Origin of the sequence: Cellvibrio sp. PSBB023 (assembly GCF_002007605.1) — a bacterium.
Lineage (GTDB): Bacteria > Pseudomonadota > Gammaproteobacteria > Pseudomonadales > Cellvibrionaceae > Cellvibrio.
The window spans coordinates 377,074-392,588 of record NZ_CP019799.1; the positions used below are offsets into that span (position 1 = coordinate 377,074).

Sequence of the window (15,515 nt, forward strand, 5' to 3'; positions counted from 1 at the left end):
AAACGGCGGTTTTTTTATCCTGTCTGGAGGTGAGTATTATGTTATCGATCCTTGTGAAAGATTATATGCAATCCAATGTGCAGGCGATTCCAGCGAGTGCCAGCGTGCGGGAGGTGGTTGAGCATTTGCTGAAATGGAATGTAACCGGTGCTCCTGTCGTCGATCAGCAGCATAGGGTTATCGGTTTTGTCTCAGAGCAGGATTGCATCAAAGACATGCTAAACAGTGCCTTTTATGCAGAGGAGTCCGACAGTGTGGCGCGTATCATGCGCCGCGATGTACTCAGCGTAACGCCGGATACCAGCATTTTGGAAATCGCAGAAACCATGTTGGGCAATAAGCCTAAAAACTATCCAGTCATAGAGCATGGCAAGCTGGTTGGTTTGATTAATCGCCGCCACATTCTGAGTGCGCTGCGCGAGAATAACGGTAGTTATTTTTCCCTCAAGCGTAGCTCGCCCGAGTTCGCGGTCCACTCTGGAGATATTCAATAATTCGCTTCCAGGCGGAATTTATCCGTCTGGATTTACGCATTTTCCCCGATATTTATGGTGTATTCCGCGATGATATAGGTGACAGCCTATCAGGCAGTCTTGCGTTGTAATACCTGCTGTACCTGTGAATATCGCTGCAATTTAGTCTGAAAAGATCGACTAAAGCGCCCATTTCGCGTAAGGTAGCGACCCAATTGTGCCTCCCGGGAAACTGGTTAAAAAGCCCGCAGTCTCAGGTTGTTGCACTCCCTCTATACGTCAAAATGGTAGTTTCCTACCCGGAACAAGAGCTTGCTATGAATCTGAATTATCTGGATTTTGAACAGCCCATCGCCGAACTCGAAGGCAAAATTGAAGAGTTACAACTGGTTGGCAATAGTTCTGATGTGAACATCGCCGATGAAGTTGCAAAGCTGCGTGAAAAGAGTACCAAGCTTACCGAGAGTATCTATTCCAAGCTGACTGCCTGGGACATTGTAAAGGTTGCTCGTCACCCCTTGCGCCCTTATACCTCGGACTATATTTCCCGCGTTTTTACCGAGTTTGATGAGCTGCATGGCGACCGTCATTTCGGTGATGATGCAGCCATTATTGGTGGTGTTGCGCGTCTGGATGGTAAACCGGTGATGGTTATCGGTGAAGAGAAAGGCCGCACTGTGCATGAAAAAGTCATGCGCAATTTTGGTATGCCGCGTCCGGAGGGTTATCGCAAAGCCTTGCGTTTGATGGAAATGGCCGAGCGCTTCAAGCTGCCAGTGTTGACCCTGATTGACACCCCCGGCGCTTACCCGGGAATCGATTCAGAAGAGCGCGGCATTTCTGAATCCATCGCGCAAAACCTGGCAGTTATGTCACGCTTGCGTACCCCGATTATTTGTACTGTGATCGGCGAAGGTTCATCGGGTGGTGCATTGGCGATTGGTGTGGGTGACCAGCTCAATATGCTGCAATACTCCACCTACTTTGTTATTTCTCCGGAAGGTTGCGCCAACATTATTTGGAAAACCGTTGCCAAAGCGCCAGAGGCAGCTCAAGCAATGGGTGTTACTTCTAAAGTGCTGCAGGACTTGGGCATTGTGGATGAAACTATTCCTGAGCCACTGGGTGGCGCTCATCGCAATATGGATGAAATGGCGAAAAAACTGCAAGAGCGTTTGGTTGCCCAAGTGGATCGCTTGAGTAAAGAGCCTATTGATGCTCTGTTGGAGCGCCGCTACCAACGCCTGATGAGTTACGGCAACTAAGCCGTAACACAACCCGACCCATGAAAAAACCGCTGACATCAATCAGCGGTTTTTTTATGGGCCATTGAACCTTAGCGAGGTTTGTTGGGTTTGCCGGGGCGGCTATTTTTACTCACTGTGTTGCTTGCGGGTTTTACTTTGGCTGCTGTTTTTGGCGTGTTGCGCCCATTAACCGGTTTGGCATTTGGCTTGGCTGGTGTTGTCTGTTGCTGATTAAATTTCTTTGCACTTTCAAACTTATCGCCAAAAGCTTTTGCGGCCGGTTTTGCATGAGGTTTTGCATGAGGTTTTGCAGCGCTACCGGCGCGCGGTTTTTGCTGCTGCGCACGCGCATTGGGGTTGTGCCCGCTGCGTGGTTTGTTGCGCGCTTCAGTTTGCTCATCCGGTATTAAGGCGGAGGCGCTGTTGCCAATCAAGTGCGGTTTGCGCATAGCGCGCAAGGCTTCGCGAATGATTGGCCAGTTGGCAGGATCGTGATAACGCAGCAACGCTTTTTGCAAGCGGCGTTGTTCCAAACCGCGAGGGATAGCAATTTTACTGCTCTTGTAAGTTAACTTTTTCAGCGGATTGCGTTCGCTCACATACATAGCCGTTGCCAATGACATAGGCGACGGATAAAAGGTTTGTACCTGGTCCACTTCAAAGTTGTTTTTCTTTAACCAGAGTGCGAGGTTGAGCATGTCTTCATCGCGCGTGCCGGGGTGAGCGGCAATGAAGTAGGGAATTAAAAATTGTTCTTTCCCGGCTTCTTTCGAAAATTTATCAAACATGCGTTTGAATTCGTAGTAGCTGCTCATTTTCGGTTTCATCATTTGCGAAAGCACACCTTCTTCTGTGTGTTCCGGTGCGATTTTTAAATAACCGCCCACATGATGGGTCACCAATTCTTTTACGTATTCGGGATCGAGTACTGCCAAGTCGTAACGCAAACCCGATGCGACAGACACTTTATTAACACCGCGAATTTTGCGTGCTTCGCGATACAAATTGGTGGTGTGTTTATGGCTGGTAGTTAAATTTTTACAAATCGTTGGATACACACACGACAAGCGACGGCACTTGGAGAGCGTCGGCATATCTTTACAGGTAAGGCGATACATATTTGCCGTAGGGCCACCCAGGTCCGAAATATGGCCGGTAAAACCTGGCACTTTATCGCGGATATCTTCAATTTCTTTGAGGATGGATTCCTGCGAACGGCTTTGGATAATGCGGCCTTCGTGCTCGGTGATTGAACAAAAGGTGCAGCCGCCAAAACACCCACGCATGATATTCACTGAGGTTTTAATCATGTCGTAGGCGGGGATTTTTTGTTTGCCGTAGATTGGATGTGGCACGCGTGCGTAAGGCAAATCAAAAACACCATCCAGCTCATCGGTTTCGAGTGGAATCGGTGGCGGGTTAATCCAGACCTCTCGGTTTTCATGCTTTTGAATCATCGGGCGCGCGTTGTAAGGGTTGGCCTCCTGATGCAAAACTCGTGAGGCATGTGCATAGAGAATCGGGTCTTTGCGCACTTTGTCGAAGGAGGGCAGGCGAACGTAAACCTTTTCGGCATCCATCATTTCACTGCGGTTTTGCAGTGGCATGGGAATGATGCGAATTGGTTGCGGCTCATTGGGATCAAAAGCTTTTTCGCTTTCAATTCCTTGTGCCGGGCAGCCTTGTGTCTTTAATTGTTCGGCAGCTTCCGGATTCAATGCCGCGATTTGTTCCGCCATTGTTTCCGGGTCGAGTTGGCGTAAACCAATTTGCGAATTATTGATATCAGTTTGCGCCGCATCCACAACAGATTTGGCGTTATGTTGGTATTCATAAGGGTTGGGCAATTTATCGATATTGCCTGGCCAGTCGATGCGTGTGGAGTCAATTTCAGTCCAACCGGCGGGCGGTTCTTTTTTGATAACAACTGTGCCGCGAATGCTATCCAGCTCTTTGATGCTTTTGCCGGCGGCGAGCGAATGCGCCACTTCGGCAATCGCGCGCTCGGCATTGCCGTATAACAAAATATCCGCCGTCGCATCGATCAGGACCGAGCGGCGCACTTCGTTGCTCCAATAATCGTATTGGGCGATACGGCGCAAGCTGGCCTCGATTCCGCCCAGCACAATGGGTACATCTCTATAAGCTTCTTTGCAGCGCTGGCTGTACACAGTGACGGCACGGTCGGGGCGTTTGCCGCCCTGGCCGCCGGGTGTGTAGGCATCATCCGAACGCAAGCGCAAATCAGAGGTATAGCGGTTAATCATGGAATCCATGTTGCCCGCACTGACACCAAAGAACAGGTTGGGTTTGCCCAGTGCTTTAAAGGGCTCGGCACTGCGCCAGTCTGGCTGGGCGATGATACCCACGCGAAATCCCTGGGATTCGAGAAACCGGCCAATCACTGCCATACCAAAGCTTGGATGATCCACGTAGGCGTCGCCGCAGACGACAATAATGTCGCAGCTATCCCAACCCAGTTTGTCCATTTCGGCACGACTCATGGGTAGAAAGGGCGCGGGCTTGTAGGTTTTAGCCTGGCTGTGGATATTGGGCTTTTGGTAGGAAAAAAGATGTTTGGCGGTATTCATAGGGACTGCAATCGGGGGGAATTGAACCAGCCGCTATTGTCCCAGAATCGCGGCTGGTGAGACAGCTTTAATTTGGCTGCTTACTGATTAGCCTGTTGTTGTAACAGCGCTTCATAGCCGCCTTCATTGATTGCATTTTTAAACCCCATTGCCTGCAGGGTTTGTTGTGCAATACCAGAGCGGTTGCCGGAACGGCAGTAAAGGTGGATGGTGGCATTTTTATCGGTGGTGATTTCACTGATGCGGGCGGCGATTTCCTCGTAGGGTATATGGGCTGCCCCTTCGATATGACCGGCGTTGAATTCTTCAGTGGTGCGCACATCAATCCAGATGTCGCTGGCAAGTATTTGAGTAGACATAAGCAGTAATAGACCTGTAATAACGAAACGATAAACGTGCTGCAGCATAACAATCTCCCCTTATCATCCGCCAGTAATGAGCGTGGAATAGCATAAACCCCGCAGTACAAAACACAAAACAACAACGTGGAGCCCTATAAATAACTACGCCCGCAGGGCGGGCGTAGTTATTTATTCAGGGTTGAGTTCAATATTTTGGCGCATAAGGCCTATAGATTATGCATTCGCCAATAATCTGTCATATTTGCGGCTGAGCATGTCATAAAACTGCTCGCGCACCTGAACGATGGTGTTTTTGAGCGCGGTTATTTGTTCCAGCGAAATATCCTTACGGCCAACATAAACCTGTTTGCGGTACACAGCGATCTTGGCGCCGTATAAGCGCAGGCTGCGCTCCAGGTTTTTTTCGCCTAGCATCAATAACTTGGCTTCTGCTTCTGCCAGTTTTTTAAATTCGTCCACCAATTCGGTATTGACTGCTTCCAGCTCCGCGCGGCGTGTTTGCGGCCAGCGTTCGCCAAATTGGATAGATTCCACGACCAGTGACGAATATTTGGCGAATATGTGGGTTACTGTGCCGACCTGGGTGGAGACTTCTTCCAAAATCTGCAGGCGGCGGTTGTCCCGCTGGCTGGTCATTGGTTGGTGATTAGCTTTGCGCAGCACAACCCAAGCCGTAACGGCGGCGATCAGCGCGCCCAAGCCAATTTTGAGCGAGGTATCGGTGATTTGTAAAAACAGTTCGTTGTCCATTGTGCAGTGCCCCTCTGTCAGAAAATCGACGGTTTTGGTTCGTTAGCAGAGGGATTGCAAAATGCAGGCCAGACAACCCGGGCCCTTGGTGCCCGGTGGAGATTAACGCAGGGGTTTTAATAGAGGCTCCAGCCCATTGAGGCGGATTTCATACATCAGCCCCAACAACTGGCCGAGTTTTCCTTTGGGCATGCCTTCACGTGCCATCCACATCAAATAGTGCTCGGGAATATCGGCGATCACATGGCCTGCATATTTGCCGTAGGGCATGGGGGTAGTGACCAGTTCTTTGAGCAGTAGGGGGTCAAAGGGAAATTCATCCATCTCAACCACCGGCCAGTTTGACGGTGAAGCCGCGCTTTTCCAGTTCGGCCTTGAGTTTGTCGCGCTGGTCGCCCTGAATTTCTATGATGCCATCTTTGAGAGAGCCGCCAACGCCACAGGTGACTTTCAAGGCTTTGGCGAGGTCTTTGAGTTTAGCTTCATCGAGCGGCACGCCGGTGATAGTTGTAACGCCCTTGCCATTGCGACCGGCGGTCTCACGGCGGATTCGTACTATGCCATCGCCTTGAGGAATGCTAGCAACGGGTTTTTCTTCTTTGATTCGGCCTGTCTCGGTGGAGTAGACGAGGCGAGAGTTTTTATCTTTGCTCATGATAACTGCTCACGGGGAAACAAGCTGCCAATTCTAACCTCGGGCACTGGTAGAATGCGCGCAACTTTTTTACCGACTATTCGTTTTAAAGAGATCTATCTATGACGATTAATGGCCAATGGTTGCCGCAGTGGCAGCCGCTTGTCGATACTTTTGAGGCTAATTTCGCAATGGGCGAGGAGGGCGCCGGTTTGGCGCTGGTGTATCGCGGCGAGCTGGTGGTGAATATCTGGGCCGGTCAGCGCAGTAATAAAGCGGCGGGATTGGTTGATCAACCCTGGCAGGACGATACGCTGGTAAATATTTTCTCCGCTGGTAAGGGATTGGTTGCGCTGTGCATATTGCAATTGGTGGCTGAGGGGAAACTCCAACTGGATGCGTCCGTCGCCGATTATTGGCCCGAGTTTGCGCAGGCAGGTAAAGCGGAGATTAGCGTCCGGCAGGTTATGAGTCATCGCGCGGGCTTGTCTGCTTTCCACCAACACATAGGCAATGAGCAGATTTTTGACTGGGCACAAATGACCAATGCCCTTGCACTGGAGCATAGCTGGTGGGAGCCGGGTAGTGCACAGGGGTATTCACCGTTTATTTATGGTTGGATTTTGGGCGAACTGGTGCGCCGTGTCAGTGGTTATGCCAGCTTCAATACGTATTTTCAGGCGCGAGTAGCAGAACCTTTGGGCATTTGCTGCCACTTTGGTGTTCCCGACGAACAGTTAGATAAGATCGCCGATACCGGGCCACTCAAGCGCCCATTGGGAGCTGCGCCTGCTTCAACGGGTGCCGATAGCGTGATGCTCGGCAAAATCATGAAGGCCGATCCGCGTGGCGTCACCAATCGCGCCTTTTCCAATCCCATTAGTTTGATGACAGCGACCAATTCGCAGGAATGGCGTCGTGCACAAATTCCGGCGGCCGGTGCCCATGCGAATGCGTCAGCATTGGCGCGTATCTATGGCGCATTGGCGAATGGCGATAGCCTCCTTGCAGATGCAACCTTGCCCCTGTGCTGGGCGGAGCAGACGTTTACACAGGATCAGGTGCTGGGTTTGCCACTGCGTTTTAGTCATGGATTTATGCTGTCCCAGCATGATCGCCCTGATTGCCGTTATGGGCGTGGTGCGCGAGCATTTGGCCACCCCGGTGCCGGCGGTTGTATTGGGTTTGCCGATCCGGATTATCAATTGGGTTTTGGCTATGTCACCCAGCGTATGGGGCAGAGTTTATTGATCGACGAGCGCGCGGTGCGTTTGATCGATAGCGCTTATCACTTGTTGGAGCAATAGCATGTCTGATTTTCAGGAACAATTAATTGAACTCCAAACCCGCGTGGCTTATCAGGAGGATACCTTGGCGCAGTTAAACGATGTGATTGCCCGTCAGGATGCCGAGCTGATCCAACTCAAGCAGCAGCTGCGTCTAATTGCGCAGCGCTTGGACGAGTTGAGCCGCAATCCGGCGCAGGGCGATGGTGAAGTGATGGATGAACGCCCGCCGCATTACTGATTTCAGGCGCCAGTTAATAGCGATAAAAATTCTAAAAGAGAATTTTTATATTCGAGTGGCGCAATATTCATCTTGTTGGCGCATTAAACATCTTTATCGCTAATAAATGCGATTTACGCGACTGTTTCCTGTACGCGTCGAAAAATACTTGTCTACACTTTGCCATCGACACGCATTTTTTTAGATAACAGGAGCGATTTTATTCACCATGCAGCATTCCAATCCATCGGGTAATCCGGCCATCTTATTGTCGGCCAATCCCGCTCTTGAAAATGCATTGGATGCTGCCACTACCGCCCCTTGGTGCATGGATGTGTTGAGTGGTGAACTACAAGTTACCGCGCAACACCTCAATTCCCTCGCCGCGTTTTTTGTTCCCCTGAATCATATTTCTGCACTGTTACAACATCTCCGTAAAGCCGATAGATACCTTTTTTTGCAAGCGTTTAATACCGACCCACAGGATCAGGACTATCAGCGTTTGCGTTCGTGCGATGTGCGCCTTCCCATTAGCGATGGCGAGCAGGTGGTGGAAACGGTGGTGCGTTTTGTCGGGCGTTTACAAGCGCCGGTTCCGGGCGTTAATGCCCGTGTATTTGAAGGGTTGATAGTCGCGGCCTCCCATTGGTTGGCCCAGCCGAGCGATGAATATGCATTGCAGTTTTTATCGGGGTTATTTGCAGAAAGTCCTATTCCCAGTTTCATCACCGATAAACAGGGCGTGTTGATCAACATCAATGATGCTTGTGCGCGTCTGTTTCATTTGTCCCACCGTCAGGCAGAGCAGGCCACTGGTTTTTACTCCATCTTGCGCGACAAACACCTGCAGGCTGATGCGGAGCAGGCTGCGGCAGTGCAATCTGTTTATTTGCACGGATGTACACACACCTTGGAGATGAGTTATTCCCTTGGCAATATCCATCGCAGTCGTTTTATTTGCGATAAGCAGATCCATTTTCGCGTGAGTTTTTTACCCATACCGGATCGGCAGGGAAATATTGCGCAGGTGCTAGTGCAGCTGCAGGATTTATCCCGTGAAAAAAGTGCACGGGATGCACTGCAGGAAAGTGAAGCAAGTTACAAAGCATTTATCACCAATAGTTCGGAAGCCATTTGGTGCTATGACATGCAGCCACCCGTTGCGGTCTGCGCCGGTTTAGAGGAGCAAGTACAGCAAATAGCGCGTTGCGCGCGTTTGGTGGAGGCCAACAAAGTCCTCATCAATATGCTCGGTGTAGAGTCGCTTGATGAGATTATTGGCTCGGGGCTGATTGACAGCGGCTCAAAAAATTACGTCTTTGATATTCACTATTTTGTGAAAAATCACTACCTCATGGTGGATCACGATATAGTGCGTCAGGACTCGCGTGGTAAAAATTTTTACTTTCAGATTTGTTGCACCGGCATAGTGGAAGATGGCTACCTAAAACGGGTGTGGGGTACAACAAAAGATATTACCGCGCGTCGTCGCTACGAAGAAAAACTGCGTTACCAATCCTTTCATGATTCACTCACGGCTTTGCCCAATCGCGAAAAACTCTATGCCGATATGCAAACCTGTTTTGAGCAACGCAGTGCGGAACAAATCAGCGCTTTGTTGTTAATTGACCTGGATCGCTTCAAGGAAATTAACGATACTCTGGGTCACAATGTTGGCGATCATTTGTTGCAATTAATTGGCCCGCGCCTGGCCAATGAAATGTCGGAAATTCCCGGTACGGTGGCACGCTTGGGAGGGGATGAGTTTGCCGTGTTTTTGCCGCGTATTCGCAGCACCCATCAAGCGGTGGTATTTGGGCATCGGCTTCTGGATGCTTTATCCCAGGAGTTTGATCTGGATGGTTTTACCACACAAATTTCCGCCAGTATTGGTATTTCCATCTCGCCTCATCAGGCACAAGACCAGCACGCACTAATGCGTTATGCGGATATCGCCATGTATTACGCCAAAGGCCAAATGTTGGGGCTGGCGATTTACAGTGCAGAATACGATCCGCACTCCACCAAGCGATTATCGATTATCAGCGAGTTGGGTCGTGCTATTCGCGAGAACCAGTTGTGTTTGTATTACCAGCCCAAAGTCTTGCTGGATGAACAACGCTGTTATGGTTTTGAAGCCCTGATTCGCTGGATTCATCCGGAATTGGGGTTTGTATCGCCCGTCGATTTTATTCCCATGGCCGAGTTGACCACATTGATTCACCAGCTCACCGCCTGGGTTCTGGAAAAAGCGATTGAGCAGTGCCGCAGTTGGCAGGATCAGGGCATGTCGTTAAGCATTGCGGTGAATCTCTCGGCGCGCAATTTGATGGATGACAATATTCCCAAATTGGTTGAACGCTTATTGCTCAAATATAAATTGCCCGCCGCGCGCTTGGAGCTGGAAATTACCGAAAGCTCAATCATGACTGACCCCGCCAGGGCATTACGTAATCTGGATGCGCTGCATGCGTTGGGGGTGCATCTGGCAATTGATGATTTTGGCACAGGTTATTCATCACTGGCTTATTTAAAACGCTTGCCGGTGCAAACACTGAAAATAGACAGCTCTTTTGTGCGCACCATGCTTGACGATTTGCAGGACGAATTAATCGTCAACTCGACGATTCACCTGGCCCATAACCTTGGTTTGATGGTTGTCGCTGAGGGAGTGGAAAATGAGGCCTTGTTGAATCGCCTGCGCGAGATGGGTTGCGATGAAGCGCAAGGATTTTTTATTGGCAAGCCAATGGCTGTGGTTAATGCCAATGAGTGGTTGGTTGAATCAGGTTGGGTCAAACAGCCGCCGCAATAGTGGCTGTTTGACCGGCAAACACTATTTACATGACTAACAAATTAGAAACCCTGTTGTTGCATTTGTGCTTCTACGTATTTCAAGCGCTCTTCAATCAACGCTGTACGATAGCCATTCCCTTGTGTCAGTTTCAATGCATTGCGCAACTGGATTTGGGCGCGATCATAAACGCCGTTCAAAATAAAATATTCTGCGCGCGCTTCATGCACACCCAAAATGTTACCGGCCAAGCCATTCACTTCTGCCAGTAAATACCACACATAGTCATCGTTGCTGCGCTTGCGCGAGTAGCGATCAAGGATGTCGGCGCACTGCTGGTAAATTCCCGCCTTCATCAAGGCTTCGGCATGGCGAATAATCAGTGGATAGCTGTCGGGGTGCTTTTGTAATTGGGTTTCGATAATGTCCAGCCCGGCTTTGTAACGCTCCGCTGCAATTTCAATATCAGCCCGCATGATTTGATAAGTAACGCGATTCGGTTCTTTTTCCAGCAGCGGTGCCAGCGCCTCACGCGCCGCCTCAAACTGGCTCGATCTTGTCAGCGCCAATACCCAGCCATAGCGGCTGGCATCCGGGTGTGCTGATTCGCGGTCCAGCTCACTTTTAAACATGCGCGCCGCTATTTGTGGCGTTTCTTCAGCATCCATCCGCACACGACTGCGCATCAATTGGAACTCCAGGTCATCGCTTGCAGGTTTGCGTGCGTATTGCATGGCGCGATTGCGCGCGTCGGCAACCCGGGTCTCGCTCACCGGGTGAGTTAGCAAATATTCCGGTGGTCGGCGGTTAAGGCGGTTGGCGCGTACCATTTCTTCAAACATATCCGCCGCAGCGTGAGGGTCCAACCCCGCTTGCACCATGGTTTGCATGCCGATGCGGTCAGCCTCTTGCTCGTTTTGACGGCTAAATGCCAGAGATGCCTGCTGCGCGGCGGCCTGGGTACCCATAATCGCGGCAACACCGGCATCGCTGTTGCTGTTGGCAGCTAACACCAGGCCGGCGAGCATGCCCGCAAGCATGGGAACCATCATATTCTTTTGCTGTTCAAGGCGACGCGCATAGTGCCGTTGGCTCAGGTGGCCCATTTCGTGGGCGAGTACGGCAGCCAGTTGGTTTTCGGTTTTGGCGTAATTGAGCAGGCCAGTGTGCACACCAATAATATTGCCAGGAACCGCAAAGGCATTGAGCGTATTATTCTGTGCGACCACCAGATCGATGCGTTTGTCATCTAGTTGGCTGTAGGGCAGCAGGCGGGCAAATAGCTGTTCCAGGTAATCGATAATCAAGGGGTCTGATGAGGTTGGCACCTGGCTGCGGTAGGCCCTGAGCCAGCGCTGCCCCAGAATTTTCTCCTGCACCGGTGAGATCATGATGGAGCTGGTGTCGCCCAAGTTAGGTAATTCGATCTCGGCATGGCTGGCATAGGGGTTCACCAACAGGCTGGAAACCAGTAGCGATGCCAGCCCAAGCGGCGCAAGTACGCGCTGGGTCGCCAGGGTAAGAATGCGTTTAAAAAGCGTGGACACGGTGATTATCGGCTCCTGAAGTCGATGATTTGAGTGCATCAAGTGGGCAAAAAAATAGGGCGCAACTCTAGCCTTTTTGGCGCTTAAAGAATAGGTTAGCAACCTTTTGAGACATTCTTTGGCGGTGCAGGTTCGTCTGTTTGGCGAAAATCTTGCCCGAATACCGCCCTCAAGGCGCGCAACACAGTATGTGGGTCGCGTTGGCAGAGGTAAAAGAAAGGTCCTATAGCAATGAGAGTATCGCGTTTTGAATCATGTCGCCGATTGTTTTACGCTGAGTGTGGATGTTGAACTGGATGCCAAAGGGCTGCGTTGCCCCATGCCCTTGTTAAAAGCCAAGCAGGCCTTGCGTGACTTGCCGCCTGCAGCGGTGTTGAGGGTGCTGGCTACCGATGCGGGATCGGTGCGCGATTTTCAGGCTTATGCATCAATTAGCGGTATTGAATTGGTGGCGCATGAGGCGCGCGACGGGGTGTATTGCTACCTGCTGAGAAAGCCGCTTGTATCATCGCCATGAATGGTGCCGCCTGACGAGTACACTGGATACTGATCCGCTCGCGCTTACCGCGCAGCGATCACTGCATGTCAGACCTTGTCGCTGACTGCAAATGCTGAAGTGAGTGTGTTATGCCGATATTGTGTTATCAAATCAATCCGGGAGCTTGCCTCTCGCTGTTGTTGGCGTTTTTCCTGGGGCTGACCAGCCAGCCGCTATGGGCGCAATTTGACGATTTACCAAAAGCCGGATACAGCCCGCTGGCTATTGTCAAAAGCGAAAATGACAAACGCAATTACCGCTATTTGATTTTGGATAACCAATTGCGCGTGTTGTTGATCTCTGATCCTGCCACCGAAAAAGCCGCTGCTGCGCTCGATGTACAGGTAGGCGCCAATCAAAATCCCCCTGACCGATTGGGGCTTGCACATTTCCTGGAGCACATGTTGTTCCTGGGAACGGAAAAATACCCTCATGCTGGCGAGTATCAGGAATTTATTTCCCAGCATGGTGGGCGATTTAATGCTTTTACCGCTGCCGAAAACACCAACTATTTTTTTGAAATTGATAAGGACGAACTGGCGCCAGCATTAGACCGGTTTGCGCAATTTTTTGTCGCACCGCTATTTTCAGCGGAGTATGTGGAGCGTGAGCGCAATGCCGTGCACTCCGAATACCTTGCCAAATTAAATGATGACTCACGCCGCGAGTGGGATGTCTACCGCGAATTGATGAACCCCGCGCACCCCAGTGCCAAGTTTACGGTGGGCAACCTGGCAACCCTGGTTGATAGGGAAGGGCGCTCGGTACGCGAGGATATGATTGCATTCTATGACCAGCACTACTCCTCGCACCTGATGAGTTTGGTGGTTTTGGGGCGCGAGCCGCTGAATGCCTTGGAAGCAATGGTGCGTGAAGGTTTCAGTGCTGTGCCCAAGCGCGATATCACGCTGTCTGCCAAATACCCCCCTCTGTTTAATCCGCTTGATTTGCCCGCGAGCCTTGAGATTAAACCGGAAAAAGAATTGCGTCAGTTGACGTTTAATTTTCCCATTCCCAATCCGGATCAGTTCTACCGTAAAAAGCCCTACACCTATATCGCCTATCTACTTGGCCATGAAGGCCGCGGTAGCCTGCTATCACTCTTGAAGCGGTTGGGCTGGGCGGACAGTGTCTATGCAGGTACTACCTTGCATAGCCGCAGCGATGCCGTGTTTCAGTTAGGGATACAGCTAACGCCGCAGGGTGTTCGTGCGCGGGATCAAATTGTCTCGTTGGTTTTCCACTGCATCGAACAACTCCGTGCACGGGGTTCATCCGCCTGGCGCTACAGTGAGTTGCAGCAATTGGCGGATCTGGATTTTCATTTTCAGGAAAAGCGCGTCCCCATGGAGACCGTCAGTTCTCTCGCGCAAAAAATGAGTAAATACGAGCCGTTGGATATTTTGCGTGGCGATTTTCTCTATGCCGATTTTGATTCAAGCCTGATTGAAAAAAGCCTATCATTTTTGAATAGCAACAATGTTCTGTTGGTGATGGTAGCGCCCACTGTTGAGCCTTATCGTGTTACCAAACTGTACGCTGCCCCTTTCACCTTACGGGCCGGTATTCCTGAAATTCTCGAATTAAAGCCGACTGTACGTCAGGAATTGTTCCTGCCGGAAAAAAACATGTTTATCCCCAAGCGCTTGTCGGTAAAAGCTGGATCAATGCTTGAACAGCGTGGCGCCGAGGCGGATGTCAAACCCAAAGTGATTTATCGCAACAACAATATGCGTGTCTGGTTTGCGCAGGATCAGGAATTCAAGCAACCGCGCGCGCAAATTAGTTTGCGGATTAAATCTCCCCTGGTTGCCGCAAATGTCGAGGGGGCTGCACAAGCGCAATTATTTGCCGCGCTGATTACCGATCAGCTCAATGAATTTGCCTATCCCGCTCGCCTTGCTGGTATTGATTTTACCTTGACCGCCAATGGGCGCGGCTATGATCTGGGTATCTTTGGTTATTCGGGGCGTCAGGGAATGTTGATGAACCGTATTATGACCGCCATGAGCGCAGTGCAATTTAAAGAAGATCGCTTCACCTTGTTAAAAGAAAATTTACTGCGCACTTGGCGCAATCAAAATAAAGATATGCCTTACCAGGTATTGGCAAAACAAATCGGTCCACTGCAAATGATCCCCGCGTGGTCCAACGCCGAATTAATTGCGGCATTAGAAGGGAAAAACTTTGAACAATTTAATCAGTTTGCCAATCGCCAATTAATTGATGCGAAAGCCGATGCACTGTTTTATGGAAATTATTTCCGCGCAGAAGCGTTGAAATTGGCAGTGCTAGTTGAACATGAATTATTAACCCGCCGCGCCGGGCGGGAGATGCCACCGGGAGTGTTGTTGATGTTGCCTTCAGGCACAGCCAAACCGTGGCTCTACACGCATTCGTTGGATCACAACGACAATATTGTTGAGCTCTTCATTCAAAGTCCATCGCCCTCTGTGGACGACACAGCGCATATGATGTTGGTGAGACAATTATTGCAGCCAGCGTTTTACCATCAATTGCGCACAGAAAAACAATTGGGCTATATAGTTGCCGCCTTGTCTGTACCGCTGCTAAACCTTGAAAACAGTTTGCTGGTAGTGCAATCGCCTGCAACGGATGAGGCGCGGGTGATCAAAGAAATAGATTCGTTGTTGGACGCACAGGCTTCAGTGATTGCGGACAACCTTGAATTGAACCAGCAGTCATTGATTAAAAAGCTGCAAGAACCGGCGCGCTCATTAAAAGAGCAATCGGAGCGCTACTGGAATTCCATTACCACACACGATGAAGATTTTTTGCGTCGTGAGGCATTGATAGCAGCGGTTGCCAACATCACCCCGGAATCGCTGAATCATTTTTATAAAACAATCTTTTTAGATAAAAACAGACGGCTGTGGCTAACCTCTGACGCGCTGGATGCGCGCGATGGCTTTACTGAAATTCAGGATTTATCCGCTTACAAAAACCAAATGGGCAGGCTTGCGCAGCCTTAGTGAATGGTGCCAGCGCTGCATTTTTAATAACCATTTATGCTGCTTTTTTGTGCGTTTTTGCAGTGATTTATAGCCCTAAA

General features: G+C 50.3%; 13 protein-coding genes. 7 read left to right on the top strand and 6 right to left on the bottom strand.

Annotated elements, in window-relative coordinates; genetic code table 11:
* Positions 1-38: 38 nt before the first annotated feature.
* On the top strand, positions 39-494 hold the full coding sequence (locus B0D95_RS01725; protein ID WP_078042292.1) for a CBS domain-containing protein: 456 nt from the start codon (positions 39-41) through the stop codon (positions 492-494).
* A 296-nt stretch (positions 495-790) separates the two neighbouring features.
* A complete protein-coding gene (locus tag B0D95_RS01730) occupies positions 791-1,738 on the top strand; it encodes an acetyl-CoA carboxylase carboxyltransferase subunit alpha (protein ID WP_078042293.1) in 948 nt (315 codons plus the stop codon).
* 71 nt (positions 1,739-1,809) lie between these two features.
* Here B0D95_RS01730 and B0D95_RS01735 read toward each other — a convergent pair whose 3' ends face one another.
* The 5 genes from B0D95_RS01735 to yciH form a co-directional block, all read right to left on the bottom strand.
* Positions 1,810-4,224: a YgiQ family radical SAM protein gene (locus B0D95_RS01735; RefSeq protein WP_246841779.1), complete on the bottom strand. Its 2,415-nt coding sequence runs from the start codon at positions 4,222-4,224 to the stop codon at positions 1,810-1,812.
* A 167-nt stretch (positions 4,225-4,391) separates the two neighbouring features.
* Positions 4,392-4,718, bottom strand: coding sequence for a rhodanese-like domain-containing protein (locus B0D95_RS01740; RefSeq protein ID WP_170941701.1), 327 nt, complete (start codon positions 4,716-4,718; stop codon positions 4,392-4,394).
* A gap of 168 nt (positions 4,719-4,886) precedes the next feature.
* Positions 4,887-5,423, bottom strand: coding sequence for an energy transducer TonB (locus B0D95_RS01745; protein WP_078042295.1), 537 nt, complete (start codon positions 5,421-5,423; stop codon positions 4,887-4,889).
* Between the two features lie 102 nt (positions 5,424-5,525).
* Positions 5,526-5,747, bottom strand: a complete 222-nt coding sequence (locus B0D95_RS01750) for a DUF3820 family protein (protein ID WP_078042296.1) — start codon at positions 5,745-5,747, stop codon at positions 5,526-5,528.
* 1 nt (position 5,748) lies between these two features.
* A complete protein-coding gene (gene yciH, locus B0D95_RS01755; protein WP_078042297.1) occupies positions 5,749-6,078 on the bottom strand; it encodes a stress response translation initiation inhibitor YciH in 330 nt (109 codons plus the stop codon).
* A gap of 101 nt (positions 6,079-6,179) precedes the next feature.
* Here yciH and B0D95_RS01760 point away from each other — a divergent pair, with 101 nt between their 5' ends.
* From B0D95_RS01760 to B0D95_RS01770, 3 genes are all read left to right on the top strand, one after another.
* Positions 6,180-7,364 carry a serine hydrolase domain-containing protein gene (locus B0D95_RS01760; RefSeq protein ID WP_078042298.1) on the top strand — a complete coding sequence of 395 codons (1,185 nt, stop codon included), beginning with the start codon at positions 6,180-6,182 and terminating at the stop codon, positions 7,362-7,364.
* A gap of 1 nt (position 7,365) precedes the next feature.
* Complete coding sequence (locus B0D95_RS01765; protein ID WP_078042299.1) at positions 7,366-7,584, top strand: SlyX family protein; 219 nt, start codon at positions 7,366-7,368, stop codon at positions 7,582-7,584.
* A gap of 208 nt (positions 7,585-7,792) precedes the next feature.
* Positions 7,793-10,378, top strand: a complete 2,586-nt coding sequence (locus B0D95_RS01770; protein ID WP_078042300.1) for an EAL domain-containing protein — start codon at positions 7,793-7,795, stop codon at positions 10,376-10,378.
* Between the two features lie 41 nt (positions 10,379-10,419).
* On the opposite strand, the gene B0D95_RS01775 is transcribed toward B0D95_RS01770, so the two are convergent.
* On the bottom strand, positions 10,420-11,904 hold the full coding sequence (locus B0D95_RS01775) for a M48 family metalloprotease (RefSeq protein ID WP_078042301.1): 1,485 nt from the start codon (positions 11,902-11,904) through the stop codon (positions 10,420-10,422).
* A gap of 319 nt (positions 11,905-12,223) precedes the next feature.
* On the opposite strand from B0D95_RS01775, the gene B0D95_RS01780 reads away from it, so the two are divergent.
* Positions 12,224-12,421 (top strand): sulfurtransferase TusA family protein, encoded by a 198-nt coding sequence (locus B0D95_RS01780; protein ID WP_305763986.1) that lies wholly within the window; start codon positions 12,224-12,226, stop codon positions 12,419-12,421.
* A gap of 110 nt (positions 12,422-12,531) precedes the next feature.
* The gene (locus tag B0D95_RS01785; RefSeq protein WP_078042303.1) at positions 12,532-15,435 is read left to right on the top strand and encodes an insulinase family protein; all 2,904 of its coding nucleotides are present in this window, start codon (positions 12,532-12,534) and stop codon (positions 15,433-15,435) included.
* Positions 15,436-15,515: the final 80 nt, after the last annotated feature.

Coding starts and splice junctions, on each gene's coding strand:
- B0D95_RS01725 (WP_078042292.1), top strand. CDS start 39: ATGTTATCGATCCTTGTGAAAGATTATATGCAATCCAATGTGCAGGCG.
- B0D95_RS01730 (WP_078042293.1), top strand. CDS start 791: ATGAATCTGAATTATCTGGATTTTGAACAGCCCATCGCCGAACTCGAA.
- B0D95_RS01735 (WP_246841779.1), bottom strand. CDS start 4,224: ATGAGTCGTGCCGAAATGGACAAACTGGGTTGGGATAGCTGCGACATT.
- B0D95_RS01740 (WP_170941701.1), bottom strand. CDS start 4,718: ATGCTGCAGCACGTTTATCGTTTCGTTATTACAGGTCTATTACTGCTT.
- B0D95_RS01745 (WP_078042295.1), bottom strand. CDS start 5,423: ATGGACAACGAACTGTTTTTACAAATCACCGATACCTCGCTCAAAATT.
- B0D95_RS01750 (WP_078042296.1), bottom strand. CDS start 5,747: ATGGATGAATTTCCCTTTGACCCCCTACTGCTCAAAGAACTGGTCACT.
- yciH (WP_078042297.1), bottom strand. CDS start 6,078: ATGAGCAAAGATAAAAACTCTCGCCTCGTCTACTCCACCGAGACAGGC.
- B0D95_RS01760 (WP_078042298.1), top strand. CDS start 6,180: ATGACGATTAATGGCCAATGGTTGCCGCAGTGGCAGCCGCTTGTCGAT.
- B0D95_RS01765 (WP_078042299.1), top strand. CDS start 7,366: ATGTCTGATTTTCAGGAACAATTAATTGAACTCCAAACCCGCGTGGCT.
- B0D95_RS01770 (WP_078042300.1), top strand. CDS start 7,793: ATGCAGCATTCCAATCCATCGGGTAATCCGGCCATCTTATTGTCGGCC.
- B0D95_RS01780 (WP_305763986.1), top strand. CDS start 12,224: ATGCCCTTGTTAAAAGCCAAGCAGGCCTTGCGTGACTTGCCGCCTGCA.
- B0D95_RS01785 (WP_078042303.1), top strand. CDS start 12,532: ATGCCGATATTGTGTTATCAAATCAATCCGGGAGCTTGCCTCTCGCTG.